Annotated in this window: 16 protein-coding genes; 15 read left to right on the top strand and 1 reads right to left on the bottom strand. The window is 62.7% G+C overall.

Features of this window, described 5'->3' with window-relative positions; translation table 11 throughout:
• The first annotated feature begins 16 nt into the window (after window positions 1-16).
• The 8 genes from A7V84_RS01565 (at window position 17) to A7V84_RS01530 (ending at window position 7,122) form a co-directional block, all read left to right on the top strand.
• A complete protein-coding gene (locus A7V84_RS01565) occupies window positions 17-331 on the top strand; it encodes an ArsR/SmtB family transcription factor (protein WP_063492260.1) in 315 nt (104 codons plus the stop codon).
• Between the two features lie 66 nt (window positions 332-397).
• Window positions 398-1,678 carry an arsenic transporter gene (locus A7V84_RS01560; RefSeq protein WP_025516241.1) on the top strand — a complete coding sequence of 427 codons (1,281 nt, stop codon included), beginning with the start codon at window positions 398-400 and terminating at the stop codon, window positions 1,676-1,678.
• 144 nt (window positions 1,679-1,822) lie between these two features.
• Window positions 1,823-2,404, top strand: a complete 582-nt coding sequence (locus tag A7V84_RS01555; protein ID WP_025516196.1) for a YceI family protein — start codon at window positions 1,823-1,825, stop codon at window positions 2,402-2,404.
• A gap of 240 nt (window positions 2,405-2,644) precedes the next feature.
• Window positions 2,645-3,523, top strand: a complete 879-nt coding sequence (locus A7V84_RS01550; protein WP_063492261.1) for an NAD(P)-dependent oxidoreductase — start codon at window positions 2,645-2,647, stop codon at window positions 3,521-3,523.
• A gap of 64 nt (window positions 3,524-3,587) precedes the next feature.
• Window positions 3,588-4,553 (top strand): Bug family tripartite tricarboxylate transporter substrate binding protein, encoded by a 966-nt coding sequence (locus A7V84_RS01545; protein WP_025516194.1) that lies wholly within the window; start codon window positions 3,588-3,590, stop codon window positions 4,551-4,553.
• 24 nt (window positions 4,554-4,577) lie between these two features.
• On the top strand, window positions 4,578-5,255 hold the full coding sequence (locus A7V84_RS01540) for an RraA family protein (protein WP_025516192.1): 678 nt from the start codon (window positions 4,578-4,580) through the stop codon (window positions 5,253-5,255).
• Entirely contained in the window at window positions 5,252-6,280 is a 1,029-nt protein-coding gene (locus A7V84_RS01535) for a hydroxyacid dehydrogenase (RefSeq protein ID WP_063492262.1), read from the top strand. The genes A7V84_RS01540 and A7V84_RS01535 overlap by 4 nt, the downstream gene beginning before the upstream one ends.
• A gap of 191 nt (window positions 6,281-6,471) precedes the next feature.
• Window positions 6,472-7,122, top strand: a complete 651-nt coding sequence (locus A7V84_RS01530; protein WP_063492620.1) for a GntR family transcriptional regulator — start codon at window positions 6,472-6,474, stop codon at window positions 7,120-7,122.
• A 99-nt stretch (window positions 7,123-7,221) separates the two neighbouring features.
• On the opposite strand, the gene A7V84_RS01525 is transcribed toward A7V84_RS01530, so the two are convergent.
• Window positions 7,222-9,012 (bottom strand): acyl-CoA dehydrogenase, encoded by a 1,791-nt coding sequence (locus tag A7V84_RS01525; RefSeq protein WP_063492263.1) that lies wholly within the window; start codon window positions 9,010-9,012, stop codon window positions 7,222-7,224.
• A 216-nt stretch (window positions 9,013-9,228) separates the two neighbouring features.
• Between A7V84_RS01525 and A7V84_RS01520 the strand changes: the two genes are divergently transcribed.
• From A7V84_RS01520 to A7V84_RS01490, 7 genes are all read left to right on the top strand, one after another.
• Entirely contained in the window at window positions 9,229-10,182 is a 954-nt protein-coding gene (locus A7V84_RS01520; protein WP_197479204.1) for a tripartite tricarboxylate transporter substrate binding protein, read from the top strand.
• 31 nt (window positions 10,183-10,213) lie between these two features.
• Window positions 10,214-11,035: an IclR family transcriptional regulator gene (locus tag A7V84_RS01515; protein WP_063492264.1), complete on the top strand. Its 822-nt coding sequence runs from the start codon at window positions 10,214-10,216 to the stop codon at window positions 11,033-11,035.
• Between the two features lie 66 nt (window positions 11,036-11,101).
• Complete coding sequence (locus A7V84_RS01510; protein WP_063492265.1) at window positions 11,102-13,186, top strand: 3-hydroxyacyl-CoA dehydrogenase NAD-binding domain-containing protein; 2,085 nt, start codon at window positions 11,102-11,104, stop codon at window positions 13,184-13,186.
• A 24-nt stretch (window positions 13,187-13,210) separates the two neighbouring features.
• Complete coding sequence (locus A7V84_RS01505; protein WP_063492266.1) at window positions 13,211-14,389, top strand: acetyl-CoA C-acyltransferase; 1,179 nt, start codon at window positions 13,211-13,213, stop codon at window positions 14,387-14,389.
• Between the two features lie 26 nt (window positions 14,390-14,415).
• Window positions 14,416-15,192 carry an SDR family oxidoreductase gene (locus A7V84_RS01500; RefSeq protein ID WP_063492267.1) on the top strand — a complete coding sequence of 259 codons (777 nt, stop codon included), beginning with the start codon at window positions 14,416-14,418 and terminating at the stop codon, window positions 15,190-15,192.
• A gap of 41 nt (window positions 15,193-15,233) precedes the next feature.
• Window positions 15,234-15,914, top strand: a complete 681-nt coding sequence (locus tag A7V84_RS01495; protein WP_063492268.1) for a 3-oxoacid CoA-transferase subunit A — start codon at window positions 15,234-15,236, stop codon at window positions 15,912-15,914.
• 7 nt (window positions 15,915-15,921) lie between these two features.
• Window positions 15,922-16,569 carry a 3-oxoacid CoA-transferase subunit B gene (locus A7V84_RS01490; RefSeq protein ID WP_063492269.1) on the top strand — a complete coding sequence of 216 codons (648 nt, stop codon included), beginning with the start codon at window positions 15,922-15,924 and terminating at the stop codon, window positions 16,567-16,569.
• Window positions 16,570-17,088: the final 519 nt, after the last annotated feature.

The raw sequence follows: 17,088 nt of genomic DNA, 5'->3' as shown, positions 1-17,088 counted from the left end.
CGACTACAATCGAATAATGGAACCGAACCACGCCGTCAAAGCCCTTGCCGCGCTCGGGCACGAATCCCGCCTGACCGTCTTCCGCCTGCTGGTGCAGGCGGGTCCCGACGGGCTGCCCGCGGGCCAGCTGGCCGAACAGGCCCACATCGCCCCGTCGTCGCTGTCCTTCCACCTGAAGGAACTGGTGCACGCCGGCCTGCTGTCGCAGCGCCAGGACGGGCGCTTCATCATCTATGCCGCCCGCTTCGACGTCATGAACGCGCTGCTGGCCTATCTGACCGAAAACTGTTGCGACGGGGCGCCCTGCGCCGCCAAACCCGCCGACGCCTGATCCCCTGTTTTCCCTACCGCCTCCGTGCGCCATGCGGCGGGGGCGTGCCCCCGAGCGCCCCGATCCATGATTGCTGCCATTCTTATCTTTGTTTTCACCCTGGTGCTGGTCATCTGGCAACCGCGCGGCCTGGGCATTGGCTGGAGCGCGAGCCTGGGCGCAGCCCTGGCCCTGCTGACAGGCGTGGTCCATCCCGCCGACATCCTGGTGGTGTGGAAAATTGTCTGGAATGCGACCGGCACCTTCATCGCCATCATCATCATCAGCCTGTTGCTCGACGAAGCGGGTTTCTTCGAATGGGCTGCCTTGCACGTGGGAAGATGGGGCAGGGGCCGTGGCCGGGCCCTGTTCGCCTGGGTGGTCCTGCTGGGGGCCGCGGTGTCGGCGGTCTTCGCCAACGACGGCGCCGCGCTGATCCTGACGCCGGTCGTCATGGCCATGTTGCTGGCATTGGGCTTTTCTCCTGGCGCGACGCTGGCCTTCGTGATGGCCGCGGGCTTCATCGCCGATACCGCCAGCTTGCCGCTGGTGGTGTCCAACCTGGTGAACATCGTGTCGGCCGACTTCTTCGGCATCGGCTTTGGTCGCTACGCGGCGGTCATGGTGCCGGTCAACCTCGCAGCCATCGGCGCCACCTTGCTGGTGCTGCTGGGGTATTTCCGGCGCGATATCCCGGCGCGCTACGCCATACAGGCGTTACGCGACCCCGCCTCTGCCATCCGCGACCGCCGTAGCTTCCGTGCCGGCTGGGCGGTACTGGGCTTGCTGCTGGTGGGGTTTTTCGCGCTGGAGCCGCTGGGCGTGCCGGTCAGCGCCACGGCCGCAGTGGCCGCCGCCATCCTCTACGGCGTGGCGCGCAGCGGGCGGATCATCGACACCGGCAAGGTGCTGCGCGAAGCTCCCTGGCAGATCGTGGTTTTCTCGCTGGGCATGTATCTGGTGGTTTATGGCCTGCGCAATGCCGGGCTGACGGACCTGCTGGCCGGTTTGCTGAACGCCTGCGCCGCCCATGGCGTGTGGGCCGCCACCTTCGGCACAGGCCTGCTGGCGGCGTTTCTGTCCTCGGTCATGAACAACCTGCCCACGGTGCTCATCGGCGCCCTGTCTATCGAGGCCAGCCAGGCCAGCGGCGCCGTCAAGGAAGCGATGATCTATGCCAATGTGATCGGCAGTGATCTGGGGCCCAAGATCACCCCCATCGGCAGCCTGGCGACCTTGCTGTGGCTGCATGTGTTGCAGCGCAAGGGCGTGCGCATCGGCTGGGGCTATTACTTCCGCGTGGGCATCGTGTTGACGCTACCGGTCCTGGTGCTGACCCTGGCGGCCCTGGCCTGGCGCCTGAGCTGAAATCGGGCGTTCCTTTCATGGAACGATGAGGCTCCATTTGTGATCTAGGCGCGGCAGCGTTCTGTTCCTACACTGGGACCAAGGCAAAACTGCCTGGTCTGCGCGGCGTTTCGCTGCAGCCCATTGCATACAAGGATATCAACCATGAAAACCCTGCTTCGCGGCCTGGCCGCCGCCTTTGTTCTGACCGGCGCCGCCCAGGCCGCCCCGGTGGACTATCGCATCGACCCCGAACATACCGAAGTGGTGGTGGGCTGGGATCATCTGGGCTTCTCCAAGCCCACGGCGCATGCCAGCGGCATCGAGGGCGTCATCCGCTATGACGCCGCCAAGCCCGAGGCCTCGTCGGTCGCGTTGAGCGTACCGTTGGCCCGATTGACCTCGCACGTCGCCAAACTGGATGAAATGTTGCAAGGCCCCCAGTTTTTCGACACCGCCCGCTATCCCGACGTCCGTTTCGAAAGCCAGTCGGTCGAGAACCTGGGCGATGACCGCCTGCGTATCCATGGCACGGTGCGCATCAAAGAGCAGAGCCGCCCGCTGACGCTGGAGGCCCGCCTGAACCGGCAGGGTGTCCATCCCATGGCGCAGCGCCCGGCCATCGGCTTTGACGCCCAGGCCGTGCTCAAGCGCAGCGACTTCGGCGTGGACGCCTTTGCCCCCGACGTCAGCGACGCGGTGCTGCTGCGCATTACCGTGGAAGCCATCAGCGAGGCCGGCCGCTAACGCGCCACAGGGCAGGGCGGTCCTCCGCCGCAACACACAGCGCCCACCGTTCCCGTCCGCTCCTTCAGGGGAGGGCGGCAACGGCGGGCTTTTTTTTGCTGCGCGCGCTCGTTATGGCCCCACTTGCCCGAATAATGTATTTCTAATGTTCTTTAAATTGAGAAAACACCGGGTATTCCCTTATAACTAAGGCCTTAATTCTGCCTTATAAACCCGCTATTGTTTTTTTTATGTACTTTTATGAAGATCGCATTCATAGGATTAGGCGAGGTTGGCTACTGTTATGCCCAGGCCTGGACAAGCGCGGTCCATGCGGTGATCGGGGTCTGCGAACTGCGTGGCGATAGCGCCATGCAGGAGCGGGCCGCGCAGCTGAACACGGTGTTGCATGCCGAGCCGGGCCCCTGGCTGCAAGAAGCCGACGTGGTGATCGGCGCGGTCTTCGGCAGCGCCGCCTGCGAGGTCGCGCAGGCCTGCGTGGCGTTCATGCGTCCCGGCACGGTCTATGCCGACTTCACCACGGCCAGTGCCGCCGACATGCTGGCTGCCTCGGTCTCGGCGCGCGAGGCCGGCGTGGGCTTTACCGATGTCGCCATCATGGGCGCGATCGCCTTGCTGGCCGAAGCCACGCCGTTGATGTGCGTGGGCGAAGGGGCAGGGCGGGTGCTGCAACTGGCGGCCGACATCGGCGCGCCGGCGCGCGAGATCAGCGGTCAACCGGGCGACGCCGTGCGACTGAAGCTGCTGCGCAGCATCATGACCAAGGGAATGGAAAGCCTGGCGGTCGAATGCCTGGTAGCCGCCGAGGCGATGGGCCTGCGTGGCGCCCTGTATGAAGTGCTGGCCGATATCGACCAGATTCCATTGACCCGATTCATGGATGCCTTCGTGCGCTCGCACGTCCTGCATGCCGGACGGCGTCTGGCCGAAGTGAATGAGTCCCGCGACCAGCTGATCGAGGCCGGGCTGCAGCCGCTGGTGCTCGATGGCGTGGCCAGACTATTTTCCCGAACCCGTGACGGCCTGCTGGCCGACCAGCAACGCCAGGCCTGTACGCCGCCCGATACGGTCGAGGACCGTCTGGGCTGGCTGGCGCCGCTGGCCGCCCGACGCGCCTGACCCCCGCCGGCCGGTGACGCTGGCCGGTCCATATTTTTCCCAGATAGACCCGTGTGAGGATGACATGAAACGACTGAAGACTTTTTCCGCATTGCTGCTGACGCTGGGCTGCCTGAGCGCCAGCGCGGCTGACCTGGGCAAACAACCCGTGACCATCATTTCGCCCTTTCCCCCGGGCGGCGGCACCGACACCCTGACTCGTATGGTGGGCGGCGCCATGGGCGAGAGCGCCGGCTGGAACATCGTGGTCGAGAACAAGCCGGGCGCCGGCGGCAACCTGGCGCTGGACGCGACCTCGCGCGCCAAACCCGACGGCCACACCCTGGTGATGGCGCAGACCGACAACATCGTGCTCAACCCCTGGCTCTACAGCAAGCTGAGCTACGACACCTTCAAGGATTTCAAGCCGGTCGGCCCGGTGGCGCTATCGCCCAGCGTTTTCGTGGTGCTGCCCGAATCCAAGTTCCAGAGCGTCGATGACGTGGTCAAGGCCGCCAAGGCCGAGCCCAACCAGATTTCGCTGGGCATTCCCGGCATCGGAGGCACGGGCGACCTGACCGGCTACCAGTGGCGCAAGGCCTCGGACATCGAACTGATGCACGTTCCGTACCGCGGCTGGGCGCAGGCCTACCCAGATCTGGCCAGCGGCCGCATCGACATGTACGTGGGTTCGGTGGCGTCGCTGCTGCCGCAAATCCGTGGCGGCAAGGTGCGCGCCCTGGCTGTGGTGTCCAAGGAGCGCTCGCCCGCGCTGCCGGACGTGCCGACCTTCGCCGAGCAGGGCCTGCCGACGATCAATCAGCCGATCTGGTGGGGCCTGATGGCGCCGGCCGGCACGCCCGATGACGTCATCGCCGAGCTCAACGGCACCCTGCGCAAGGTGCAGGCCGACCCCGAACTGATCAAGAAACTCGAAACCGCCGGCTACAGCGTGTTGACGGGCTCGCCCGAAGACCTGGCCAGGCAGCACCGCCAGGACCACGACGCCTACGGCAAGGTGGTCGAGGCCGCCGGCATTCCCAAGCAATAACCCGACCAGGCATCAGGAGCAGCAATGATCGGTTTTCATATCCATGCACGCAGCCGCGCGGTCTCGCCGCAGGTCGTGACCCAGTTTCGCGGCCTGCCGGTCGCCAACGTGAGCGACACCATGTCGCGCATGATGGCCGGCGGCGCGCGCCTGCGCCCCATGCACGACGGCACGCCGATGGCCGGCCCCGCGCTCACGGTGCGCACCCGCCCGGGCGACAACCTGCTGGTGCACAAAGCCCTCGATCTGGCCCAGCCGGGCGACATCATCGTGGTCGATGCGGGCGGCGACCTGACCAACGCCATCATCGGCGAGATCATGACGCGCTACGCCATGTCGCGCGGCCTCGGCGGGCTGGTCATCAACGGCGCCATCCGCGACAGCGCCGAGATCCGCGCCGGCAGCTTTCCGGTATTTGCCGCCGGCGTCACGCACCGCGGCCCCTACAAGGATGGCCCGGGCGAGATCAACGTCGACATCGCCATCGACGGCATGACCATCGCACCGGGCGATCTGGTGCTGGGCGACGCCGACGGCTTGCTGGCGGTGGGCTTCGATCAGGTGGAGGCCGTCTATGCCGCCACCCAGGCCAAGCAGCAGGCCGAGGCCGTCATGATGCAGCAGATCGCCGACGGCTGCCTGGACACGGGCTGGGTCGACGCCCGCCTGCGCCAGCTCGGCTGCGGCGGGGTGGCCGAATGAGCGCGACGCAAATCGCCCGCCTGGATCTCTGGATCGACCCGGTCTTTGACCGGCTCGTTCAGGCCGAGCCGGCGCTGTCGCTGAAAGTGCTGCCCGCCCTGGCGGGCGATGCCCGCACGGCCGCCGGCCTGGCTGAAGCGCAGGCCTATCACGTCAGCGCGGCCAAGGACGAAGTCCCGCGCGACTGGTGGGTGGATGCCGAATTGCTGGCGGCCTGCCCGCAGTTGTTGTGCGTCTCTTCGGGCGGCGCGGGCTATGACACGGTCGACGTGGCCGCCTGCACCGAGGCGGGCGTCGCAGTGGTCAACCAGGCCGGGGCCAACGCGGCCTCGGTGGCCGAAATGACCTATGCCTTGTTGCTGTCGCTGGTCAAGCGACTGGATGCCAGTGGCGCTGCATTGCGTGGCGGGCAATCCGTCAGCCGCGAGGCGCTCATGGGTCGTGAGATCGAGGGCAGGGTGCTTGGCCTGGTGGGCATCGGCGAGATCGGCCAGCGCGTGGCGCGCATCGCACCGGCCTTCGGCTTGCAGGTGCTGGCCTGCGATCCGCTGCTCAGCGACGCCGAAATCCGCGAGCGCGGCGCCGAACCGGTCGATTTCGACAGCCTGCTGGCACGCGCCGACATCGTCAGCCTGCATTGCCCGCTCAACGCAGAGACACGCGGCAGCTTCGATACACAGGCGTTTGCGCGCATGAAGCCGGGCGCGCTGTTTCTGTCGACCGCGCGCGGCGGCATCCATGACGAGGCCGCCTTGCTGGCGGCGCTGGAATCGGGCCATCTGCATGGGGCCGGACTGGACGTCTGGACGGTCGAACCGCCGCCGGCCGATCACGGCCTGCTGGCGCGTGCGGATGTCGTGGCCACGTATCACACAGGCGGGGTGACCCACGAGGGCCGCCGCAAAGTGGCCGAAGGCTCGGCGCGCCAGCTGATTGCCATGCTGCGGGGCGAACGGCCCGCGCGCCTGCTCAATCCGCAGGTATGGCCGCGTTACCTGGAGCGCCTGCGAGCGGCACGCGCCTGAGGCAGGTCGTTCTCAAGGCCGTGCCGCAAGGGCCGGGCAGGGGGGCCGCGCCGCGCACGGGCTTGCCGGCGGGGCGGTATGCCCCCGTCCGTGCCCGGCCCGGGCGGCCTTGAGGCTTGCGCAAGACCGGGCAGGGCGGCAGTATGGCGCTCCGATATCTTCAGTCGATCAAACAGGGGACACAGGGCAAGATGGCCAGTACGCAGGATTACGTCTACGGTGAATTGCGACGCCGCCTCATGGCAGGCGCCTATGTGCCTGGCGAGCGCCTGCGCGAAGAGCCGATTGCGGCTGAGTTCTCCGTCAGCCGCACGCCTGTGCGCGCTGCCATCGACCGTCTGGAAAGTGACGGCCTGGTCAAGCGCGAAGGCCGTCGGGGCGCGTTGGTGCTGGGCTGGCACGAGCGCGACATCAATGAGGTCTTCGAGCTGCGTCTGCTGCTGGAGCCCTTTGCCGCCGAATCCGCCGCCTTGCACGCCAGCGCCGAGCAGATCGACGAACTGGAGCGCATCAACAACCAGATGCTGGCCGCCGTCCAGGCCAACGCCGAAGACCGTGCCGCCCAGGTCCAGCACTACAACAACCTGTTCCATCACGCCTTGCTCAACGCGGGCCAGAGCGCACGCGTGCGCGCCATGGTCGAAGGCCTGCTGGACATGCCCATCATCATCGGCTCGTTTTACTTCTACAGCACCGAAGACATGCTGCGCAGCGTCGAGCAACACCGCGAGATCATCGCCGCCGTACGCGCCGGCGACCCACGCTGCACCCACGCTGCCGTACGGTTCCACCTGGCTTCGACCTTTCTGCTGTTCCGTCAGCAACGCCGGCCGATGGCCTGAGCACCTCACCCGCACGCCGAGCGCCATGAAGCGCGGAGCGGGCAGGGCGTGCAGGCCGGCAATCCGCCCGGGGCCCCGCGTACCTGGCACGTAACATCGCTATAACAAGTCGACATCCACGTTCAGGGCGGAATGCTCGGTGGCTCGCAATAGCCGATGTACTGGCATGGTTAAGGCCAGTTCAGTTTGAAAGAACCAGGTGCAGGTCGAGATTTTTCCGAGGAAAAACTTCTCGAGATGCGGGCGGGTTTGCATTTGCGAATGCGCCACTATGGCTTGCCATAGCCAGATCCACCCGATGACGTTGTGTCCGAAGAGATCAAGGTAATACGCCGCGTTTGCGCTACCTTCGCCGGCGTTCTTTTCAACGGCGTTCAAGAGCACATCGGTCGTTTCGCGCAGTTCCCGCCATGAAAGATCCAGGGCGGCGGCGTGTTCCGCGAGTTGCGAATGTCCGCTGGCTTTTGCGGCGCGGGTCGTGAGCATCACCCGCTGATGCAAGTGTTCCAGTGCACGCCCGCCGTGCATGCCTGCCTTGCGGCTGAGCAGATCCATTGCCTGAATCCCGTGCGTCCCCTCATGCAATGCGTTCAGGCGATTGTCCCGATAAAACTGTTCCACGGGATACTCGCGCGTATAGCCGTATCCTCCGTGGACCTGGATCGCGAGATCATTGGCGGCTAGGCCGAAGCGCGCGGGCCACGATTTGACGACCGGAATCAGCAGGGACAGCAACAAGGCCGCATCCTCGCGCTGCTGCAGGTTGGGGTGTGTGCCCTCGTCGTCGGCTAGCCGGGCTGCGACAAGACACAATGCCAAAGCCCCCTCTACGTATGCCTTCTGAGTGAGCAGCATGCGTCGGACATCTGCATGTTCGATGATAGGCACGGGTTGGGTATCCCGATTTTTAACGCCTGGGAGACGCCCTTGGCGTCTGTCTTTCGCGTAGGCCAAGGCATGGAGGTAAGCTGTGTATGCCAGCATGGTGGCGCCCATTCCAACGCCGATTCTTGCCTCGTTCATCATGGTGAACATGCACTGCAGACCCTGTCCTGGCTCGCCGATCAATTCACCGATGCAGCCATCGTTTTCTCCGAAGGACAGCATCGTGGATGTGGTGCCCCGGTAACCCATTTTGTGGATCAAGCCTGCGAGCGCAACATCATTCGATTCGCCGGCTCGTCCCTCGCTGTCAACACGCAACTTCGGGACGATGAAGAGCGAGAGGCCGCGCGCCCCTGGCACTCGTGCCAGCACCAGATGCACGATGTTCTCACTGATATCGTGATCACCTCCAGAGATGAAGATTTTCTGTCCCTTGATCGCATACCGTCCATCTGGCAAGGGCGTGGCGGTCGATCGAAGATCGGGCACTGAAGATCCTGCGTCGGGTTCCGTGATCGCCATCGTCCCCAGCCAGCGGCCTTCCAGCAGTGGCGGTAGAAAGCGCTCCTTCTGCGCCGCGGTTCCGAACTTTCTTATCAGGTTTGCATTGGCGCTCGTGAGGAAGCAGTACGCCGAGGTGCCTACATTTGCTGCCCGGAACAAGGCCAGACACGACTGGGACACGGTAACTGGCAACTGCATGCCGCCCAGCTCATAGTCGTGTGTGGCGGCAAGAAACCCGCCCCTGGCGAATGCACGGACAGCTTCTCCAATTTCCGGGAGTGTCTTGACGGCCACCCCATCGAATTCGGGCTCGTTCTCATCGGAAAAGCGATTGTGAGGTGCGAAATGCTCAGAGGCCAGCCGTTGCGCTGCATCTATCGCGGCGTTGAACGTGTCTCGGGAATGATCAGCGTAGCGTTCCCGCTGAGTTAACGACTCGCTCTCCAGCATGTCATAGAGCAGAAAGTCCAAGTGGTCACGGCAGATCAGCAGGTTAGGCATAAGGGTTCCGAATCGACGATCAGTTTTCCTCTTGTTCCGCTGTGCAGAATAGCAAACTGCATTGCAAAACAATGTTGGCGATGCTAGCATCATTTCAAACACAAAACCGGAAAAATTCGGTATCGGGTTCTACGTGCTGCAGTCGCTGTGGCTGACGAGATGGAACGCGTCTTCTGCAGTTCTTGCAGTCTTGACTTGCCCATTTTGGAGACGACCATGAATCTACGCGCCGCCTTGGCGATGTTTGTGTTAGCCGCAAGCCAGTCCGCTTCCGTCGTTGCATCTCCGGACGCCTACCCCACAAGACCCATCACGATCATCGTGCCGTACGCGGCGGGAGGCACCACGGACGTCATGGCACGAGCGCTCGCGAAGAGCCTGGCGAATCAGTTGAAGCAACCGGTGGTCATCGAAAACAAGCCTGGGGTAGGCGGGTCAATGGGCGTGGCTGCCATGCAGACCGCCAAGCCTGACGGTTACACATTGACGATGACGCCGGTAGGCATCTTTCGCCAACCGCTGTTGCAGACGGTGCCCTGGGACCCGATCCGTGATGTGACTTACTTGGCGACGGTCCTTACATATGACTTCGCGCTTGCCGTGAAAGCCGACTCACCTTTTAAGACGGCCAAGGAGTTGGTGGACTTCGCAAAGAAGCATCCAGGAGAGATCGATTACGGGACGCCTGGGAGGTACACGGGAAATCAGGTTGTGCTTGCCATGCTGGGCAAGCGCGAAGGGGTGGAGTTCACCCATATCCCATACAAGGGCGATGCAGACGCGATCGCGGCGTTGATGGGAGGGCATGTCAAGGCCGCCGTTGTGACCAACAGCGTTCTCGCGCAGGTCAAGTCCGGAAAAGTCCGGGTGCTTGCCACGGCTGATGACGCCCGGAACCCGGAATTTCAGGGTGTGCCCACACTAAAGGAATTGGGCTACGACGTCATTGTGCAATCGCCATTGGGAATAGGTGGTCCCGCAAACCTGCCGGCGCCGATCGTTGAAAAGCTCGACAACGCGATCAAGGCGGCCCTGGACGACAACGAAGTCAAAACTGCAGCCAAGAATTTCGGCGTGAGAACCTATTATCTCGACCACGAGGCTTACGCCGCGTTCGCCAAGAACGAGTATGAAAGTCAAAAACCCTTGATCTCCGATCTAGGTCTTTAACCATAGGGGCCTGGCGGCCCTAGACGTAAATATGACCATTGCGCAATCTTCTTCAGAAACTCTCCAGCGTACAAAAGGCCCGGAGCCGGATGACAGACATTTCGTGACGGCGCTAGCCCGCGGATTGGAGGTTCTCGCCAGCTTCAAAGGCGGGGACAGCGCACTGGGCAATCAAGAGATTGCGCGCCATTGCGGACTGCCCAAATCCACCGTGTCTCGCCTGACAGCCACATTGGCCCGGCTCGGGTATTTGCGGCTCGACGAGGACACCGGCAAGTATCACCTTGGGGTGGCTACTCTGGCCTTGGGGGCCGGCATGCTCGCCAAGCTCGACGTCCGGCAGATTGCAAAACCCGGTATGCAGAAACTGGCAAGCGCCTTTGATGGTTTGGTTGCGCTGGGTGCCCGCGACAGGTTTTCGATGCTTTATCTGGAAGCCTGCCGCAGCCCGGCTGCCTTAACCCTGAACCTTCATATCGGTTCGCACGTTCCAATCGCCGTTACTGCAATTGGCCGGGCCTATCTCGCGGAGGCAGGCCCATCGGAGCAACGGGAGGTCATTGAGCGTGCCCGGGAGCTGGATGTCGGCACCGCCGACGCCATCGGGCGCGGTATCGCGCAGGCATTGGAAGACTACGACACATTGGGGTGCGCCTGCTGTTTTGGCGACTGGAATCCTGATGTGCACAGCATTGCCGTTGGCCTGCGGCTGGGCGGAAACCAGCCTCTGATGGCGTTGAATTTTGGAGGGCCCGCATTCCGGATGTCCCGCGAGTATCTCCTCAACGAGGTCCGCCCACGGCTGCTCGATCTGGCGTCCGAGATCAAGGAGCAGACGGGTTTCCCAGGGTAGGCCGAGACGCTTGTAGTCGCCATACCGTTTCACCCCAGTCTCTAACGATGAAAGGTTCCCCGCTCTATGACGCAGCTCGCCTACCAAGTACTCGACGGCATCGCCCTGATCGTGATGCAGAATCCGCCAGTCAATAGCATGGGGCATATTCAGCGCCGGCAGATCCTGAACGCGTTGGAGCGATCCGGGGAGGATGCTCAGATCCGGGCAGTGGTCATAACCGGCTCTGAAGAGGTGTTCTCGGGCGGCGCGGATATCACCGAGTTCGGAACGCCCAAGGCGAACCGGCAACCCACGCTGCGCGACATCATCGAAGCCCTCGATGAATTTCCAAAACCCGTTATCGCCGCCATCGACGGCATTTGCCTGGGCGGCGGACTGGAACTGGCCCTGGCGGCCCATTACCGCATCGCCACACGGCGCGCTGTGGTGGGATTGCCTGAGGTGAAGCTGGGGCTCTTGCCCGGCGCCGGAGGCACTCAGCGCTTGCCGCGTCTAGTCGGGCTGGAGCGGGGCCTGGACATGATCGTACATGGCAAAAAGGAGAGGGCGGCAGCGCTGGCCGATACCCGCCTGTTTGACCTGATAGTCGAGGACGGCGTCGCGGATGCAGCCGTCGCATTTGCCCGGCGGCGCCTTGAGGCTGGCGATGCTCCCCCCCGGACGCGAGACATCCGCATGACGGAGCCGGACGCGGAGGCTTTCCTACAGGTCGTGCGCCGCAACATCTCCGCCGCCAATCCCCGGTTTCCGGCGCCCATGCAATGCGTTGAGGCGGTCGCCGGCTGTCTGCTCCCTTTCGATGAGGGAATCCGCAAGGAAAGGGCGCTTTTCGTTCAACTGATGAGCACGCCGGAATCGGCGGCGCTAAGGCATGTCTTCGCGGCCGAACGGGCTGCGGCAAAGGTGCCGGGAATCACGAAGGAAACGCCGCGGCGGGTGATCCAGCGAGTCGGCGTTGTCGGCGCCGGCACTATGGGCACCGGAATCTGCATGAGCTTCCTGAACGCCGGCATACCCGTGACGTTGCTCGACCTGGATGGCGACGTGCTCGCCCGGGGCGTGGCGACAATACGCAAGCATTACGACGCGACGATGCGCAAGGGGCGAATCAGCGCAACCGAACTCGAAAAGCGCATGTCCCTGCTCGGGACGACACGCATGTATGGTGACCTGAAGGATGCCGACTTGGTCGTCGAGGCGGTCTTTGAAGACATGGCGATCAAAGAAAAGGTCTTTCGTGCACTTGACGAAGCCCTCAAGCCCGGCGCAATCCTGGCCACCAACACGTCCACGCTTGACGTGAATGTCATCGCCGGATTCGTCAAACGTCCTGAAGATGTGCTCGGGCTGCACTTCTTCAGTCCCGCAAACGTGATGCGGCTGCTCGAGATCGTTCGCGCAGACCGGACATCCGCTGAAGTTCTTGCGACGGCCCTCGCGGTTGCCAAAACCATCGGCAAACAGCCTGTGGTATCGGGCGTGTGCGATGGCTTCATTGGTAACCGCATGCTCAATGGCTATCGGACTGCAGGCGAAGAACTGCTGTTGCTTGGTGCATCGCCGCGCGAGATCGACAGGGCTCTGGAGGACTTCGGCTTCGCAATGGGACCATATCGAATGGGTGACCTGGCCGGCCTGGACATTGGCTGGGCCATCCGCAAGCGGAGGCAAGCCGAGCATCCAGACCGGGATTTTTCCTCCGTGGCGGATCGGCTATGCGAGGCCGGGCGCTTCGGTCAGAAAACTGGCGCGGGCTGGTATCGATACGAAGAGGGAGGCCGCATCCCTCATGAGGATCCCGTCGTCGCGGACATTCTCGATGCTTACCGCAGGGAGAATTCGATCGAGCCAAGCAGTTTCACGCCGCGCGAGATCGTTGACCGTTGCGTGTTTGCGCTTGTCAATGAAGGTGCCCGGATCGTGGAGGAGGGCGTCTCACAGCGGGTCTCCGACCTCGATATTGTTTATCTGAATGGCTATGGATTTCCGCTGCAGCGTGGCGGCCCCATGCACTATGCGCAGCAGGTCGGGATCTTCAACGTCGTTCGCGCCTTGCGGCGCTTCGCCGCGCACTCGCGAATACCAGATTTCTGGCAGCCCGCAGCATTGCTGAGCAGCCTGGCCAATTCCGGCGAAGCATTGACGTAACCCAGCGATCACATTGAGAACATCATGAACGAGGCTGTCATCGTATCTACGGCGCGCACCGCTCTGGCCAAATCGTGGCGCGGCGGATTCAATATGACTTATGGGGCCACGTTAGGCGCGCACGCCGTTCGCCACGCCGTGGCGCGAGCAGGCGTGGACCCCGCAGAGGTTGAAGACTGCATCATGGGAGGAACCTATCTGGAAGGCACGACCGGGGGCAACATCGCCCGGGCTATCGCCTTGCGGGCCGGGCTTCCTGTGACGACGGCTGGCTTGAGCATCAATCGATTTTGCTCCACAGGCCTGCAAAGCATCGCACTGGCTGCCCAGCGCGTGATCCTCGAAGGGGCGCCGATGATCGTAGCGGGCGGTGTCGAGAGCATTTCCTGCACGCAAAACGAAGCCAACACGCATATGCGCCGCGACCCCTGGCTACTGGAGCACAAACCTGCTCTCTACATGAGCATGCTGCAGACGGCCGAGAATGTCGCCCGCCGATACAAGATCAGCAAGGATGCCCAGGACGAATATGGCGTGCGCAGCCAACAACGCGCCGCCGCTGCACGGGACGCGGGCCTGTTCGACACGGAAATCGAACCGATGAAGACCATCATGGCCGTACAGGACAAGGATTCGGGCATGTTGTCGCGCCGGGAGGTGATCGTATCGGCGGACGAGGGCATCCGCCCAGGCACCACCCTAGAAAGCATTGCGGCAATCCGGCCGGCGTTGCCGGGCGGGGTGATCAGCGCAGCGAACGCGAGCCAGTTCTCCGACGGTGCATCGGCCTGCCTGGTCATGGATGCCAGGCTTGCGGAACGCCGGGGAGTACAGCCTCTGGGAATCTTCAGGGGGTTCGCCGTTGGTGGCTGCGAACCCGACGAGATGGGCATCGGCCCTGTCGTTGCGGTGCCTCGTCTGCTGAAGCGTGCAGGGCTGAAGGTGTCCGATATCGATCTATGGGAACTGAACGAGGCATTTGCCTGCCAGGTGCTCTACTGCCGCGATGTCCTGGGCATACCCGACGATCGGCTCAATGTGAATGGTGGCGCCATCGCCATGGGACATCCTTACGGGGTGTCGGGGGCTCGCCTGGTCGGCCATGCGCTCATCGAAGGCAAGCGGCGCGGGGCGCGGTACGTCGTGGTGACGATGTGCGTTGGCGGCGGTCAAGGTGCCGCAGGTTTGTTTGAGGTCGTTTGAGTTGCTGCAGCAAGGGAGAAGAATCCATGAGTGTGAAGGCGCTGTTTCAGTTGGAAGGAAAGGTCGCTCTCGTTACAGGCGGATCTCGCGGGCTCGGACTGCAGGTGGCCGAAGCGCTGGGTGAAATGGGCTGCAGGGTGGCTATCACCGCCCGCAAGGAGGCAGAATTGGACGTGGCTGCGCAGCACTTGCGGTCGCAAGGGATCGACGTCCTGGCTGTGCCCTGCAATCTGGCGCAGTTTGATTCCATACCTGGCCTGGTCGGCCGCGTATTGGAGCACTTCGGCGAGATCGACGTACTGGTGAACAACGCAGGCGCAACTTGGGGGGCTCCCGCCGAGGATTACCCGGATGAAGCATGGCACAAGGTCATGGACCTGAACATCAATGCCGTGTTTTACCTGTCGCGAGAGGTCGGTCGCAGATCGATGATTCCGCGCCGAGCCGGGAAGATCATCAATGTCGCCTCTGCTGCGGGATTGCGCGGCACCGCGAAGGGCGTATCAACGATTGCCTACAACACATCGAAAGCGGCCGCCATCAACTTCACCCGCGCGCTGGCATGTGAGTGGGGCCGCTACAACATCAACGTGAATGCCATTTGCCCTGGATATTTCTCCTCCCGAATGGCCGACGCACAGATTCAACGTATGGGGCAATCTTTATTGGATCGCATACCGCTCGAGCGCGTGGGCGGCGAAGAGGATCTGAAGGGCATTGCGGTACTGCTGGCCAGCGAAGCCTCCCGCCACATCACAGGTCAGGCAATTCTGGTGGACGGCGGCGCAAGCGTTAGCGCGTGATCACAACACGCATCACCGGTATTTTCCAGTGCGGAGCTCAGATGATCGATAAATTTCAAGACAGCGTGCAAGAAGCGGTGGCCGACATTCCGGACGGCGCAACTGTTCTGGTCAGCGGATTCGGAGGGGCAGGGCATCCGACTGAACTATTGCATGCCTTGCTCGCGCAGGGTGCGCGCGACCTGACGATGGTCAGCAATAATGCCGGGAACCATGAGCTGGGTCTGGCTGCTCTCATCAAGGCGGAGCGGGTTCGAAAGATGATCTGTTCGTTTCCCCGTGGCAGTCACTCCTATGTATTCAATCAGTTCTACGCTGAGGGTCGCATCGAGCTGGAGTGTGTGCCTCAGGGCACCATTGCGGAACGCTTGCATGCTGCGGGCGCGGGGCTGGGCGGCTTTTATACGCGCACGGGCTACGGTACCGAACTGGCCAAAGGCAAGGACGTTCGCGAAATTGACGGCCAATGGTATGTGTTCGAGCGCCCGCTGCACGCGGATTACGCCTTGGTGCTTGCCGAAAAAGGGGATCGTTGGGGAAATCTGACTTACAACAAAACTGCACGCAATTTCGGCCCCGTCATGTGTCAGGCGGCAAAAACATCCATTGTTCAAGTCAAGCACAAGGTAGAACTGGGCGATCTGGACCCCGAAGTCATCGTGACCCCCGGCATATTCGTGCAACGAGTCGTGGTCGTGAGCAATCCACAATTCTCGAGTTGAAAACGCAATGAAAAAACTTACGCGTAATCAGATGGCCGCCCGAGTCGCCAAGGATATCCTGCCTGGCAGCTACGTCAACATTGGCATCGGCCTCCCGGAGCTGGTGGCCAACCATCTCGATCCGGCCGACGAGATCTTGTTGCATAGCGAGAACGGCATGATTGGAATGGGGCCTGAACCCGCATCTGGCGAAGCCAACCCCGAGCTCATCAATGCGGGGAAGCGTCCGGTGACGTTGCTGACCGGCGGCGCTTTTTTTGGCCATGTCGACTCGTTCGCCATGATGCGCGGGGGACACCTCGATCTATGCATCATGGGAGCCATGCAAGTGTCGCAGGCCGGGGATCTTGCGAATTGGTCATTGGGGCGGAAAGGGGAGCCGCCCGCCGTGGGCGGGGCCATGGACCTGTCAGTCGGCGCGCGGAAGGTGTTCATTCTTATGGAACACAACGCGAAAGATGGAACGCCAAAACTGGTTGAAAACTGCAGTCTGCCGCTGACAGGACTTGGTGTCGTACACCGCATCTATACGGATCTGGCGATCATCGAGATCACATCCGAAGGGTTCTTTTTAAGAGAAAAACTGGTGGAGATCAGCGATGACGAACTCCAAAGATGTACCGGCGCCAAAGTGCACTTTCCCAAAACCCGCTGAACCTCTGCAATGATCATATGAAGAATGAACCCGGCCCAAGTGCGCGCAGCATAAGCCAAGTGACACGACACGCCGGGCAACGCCAACACAGCTCGACACATGCTGGCCTAAAACAGAGCGTGTCAGCAAGGGTAGCCAGCTGGCACCCACAAACTGCCAGCCAAGAATTGGGCCAGTGGAATGGGTTGGCTGGCCACCAGAATTACGATGCCTGCAAGTCCACCCAAAATACGCATAATGTATATTATGTAAAGTGACGAATACGGAGCAGCAAGGGATTCCCTGGCCTGCCGGTTCCGGGATCCCCTGTTTCCGGCCTTCTGCCGGTCATTGCTGGTGGTTGCAGGAGCCGTGTCCCGGCTGCGCACGCACGCGACTGCAGCCTGGCCTGCGCGATGGCGCCGCGAGGTCCTGCGTCTTGCCCAGGCCGGATCCGCCCTCCGGCCAACCCGCGCCCGGCGCGACGACATCGAAGGTGGGCGTTCTCGCACGCGCTGGCCCGCGTTCAGGCGTCGCTGC

It is taken from the genome of Bordetella trematum (assembly GCF_900078335.1).
GTDB classification, from domain to species: domain Bacteria; phylum Pseudomonadota; class Gammaproteobacteria; order Burkholderiales; family Burkholderiaceae_B; genus Bordetella; species Bordetella trematum.
This window is presented reverse-complemented; position numbering and strand designations above follow the sequence as displayed.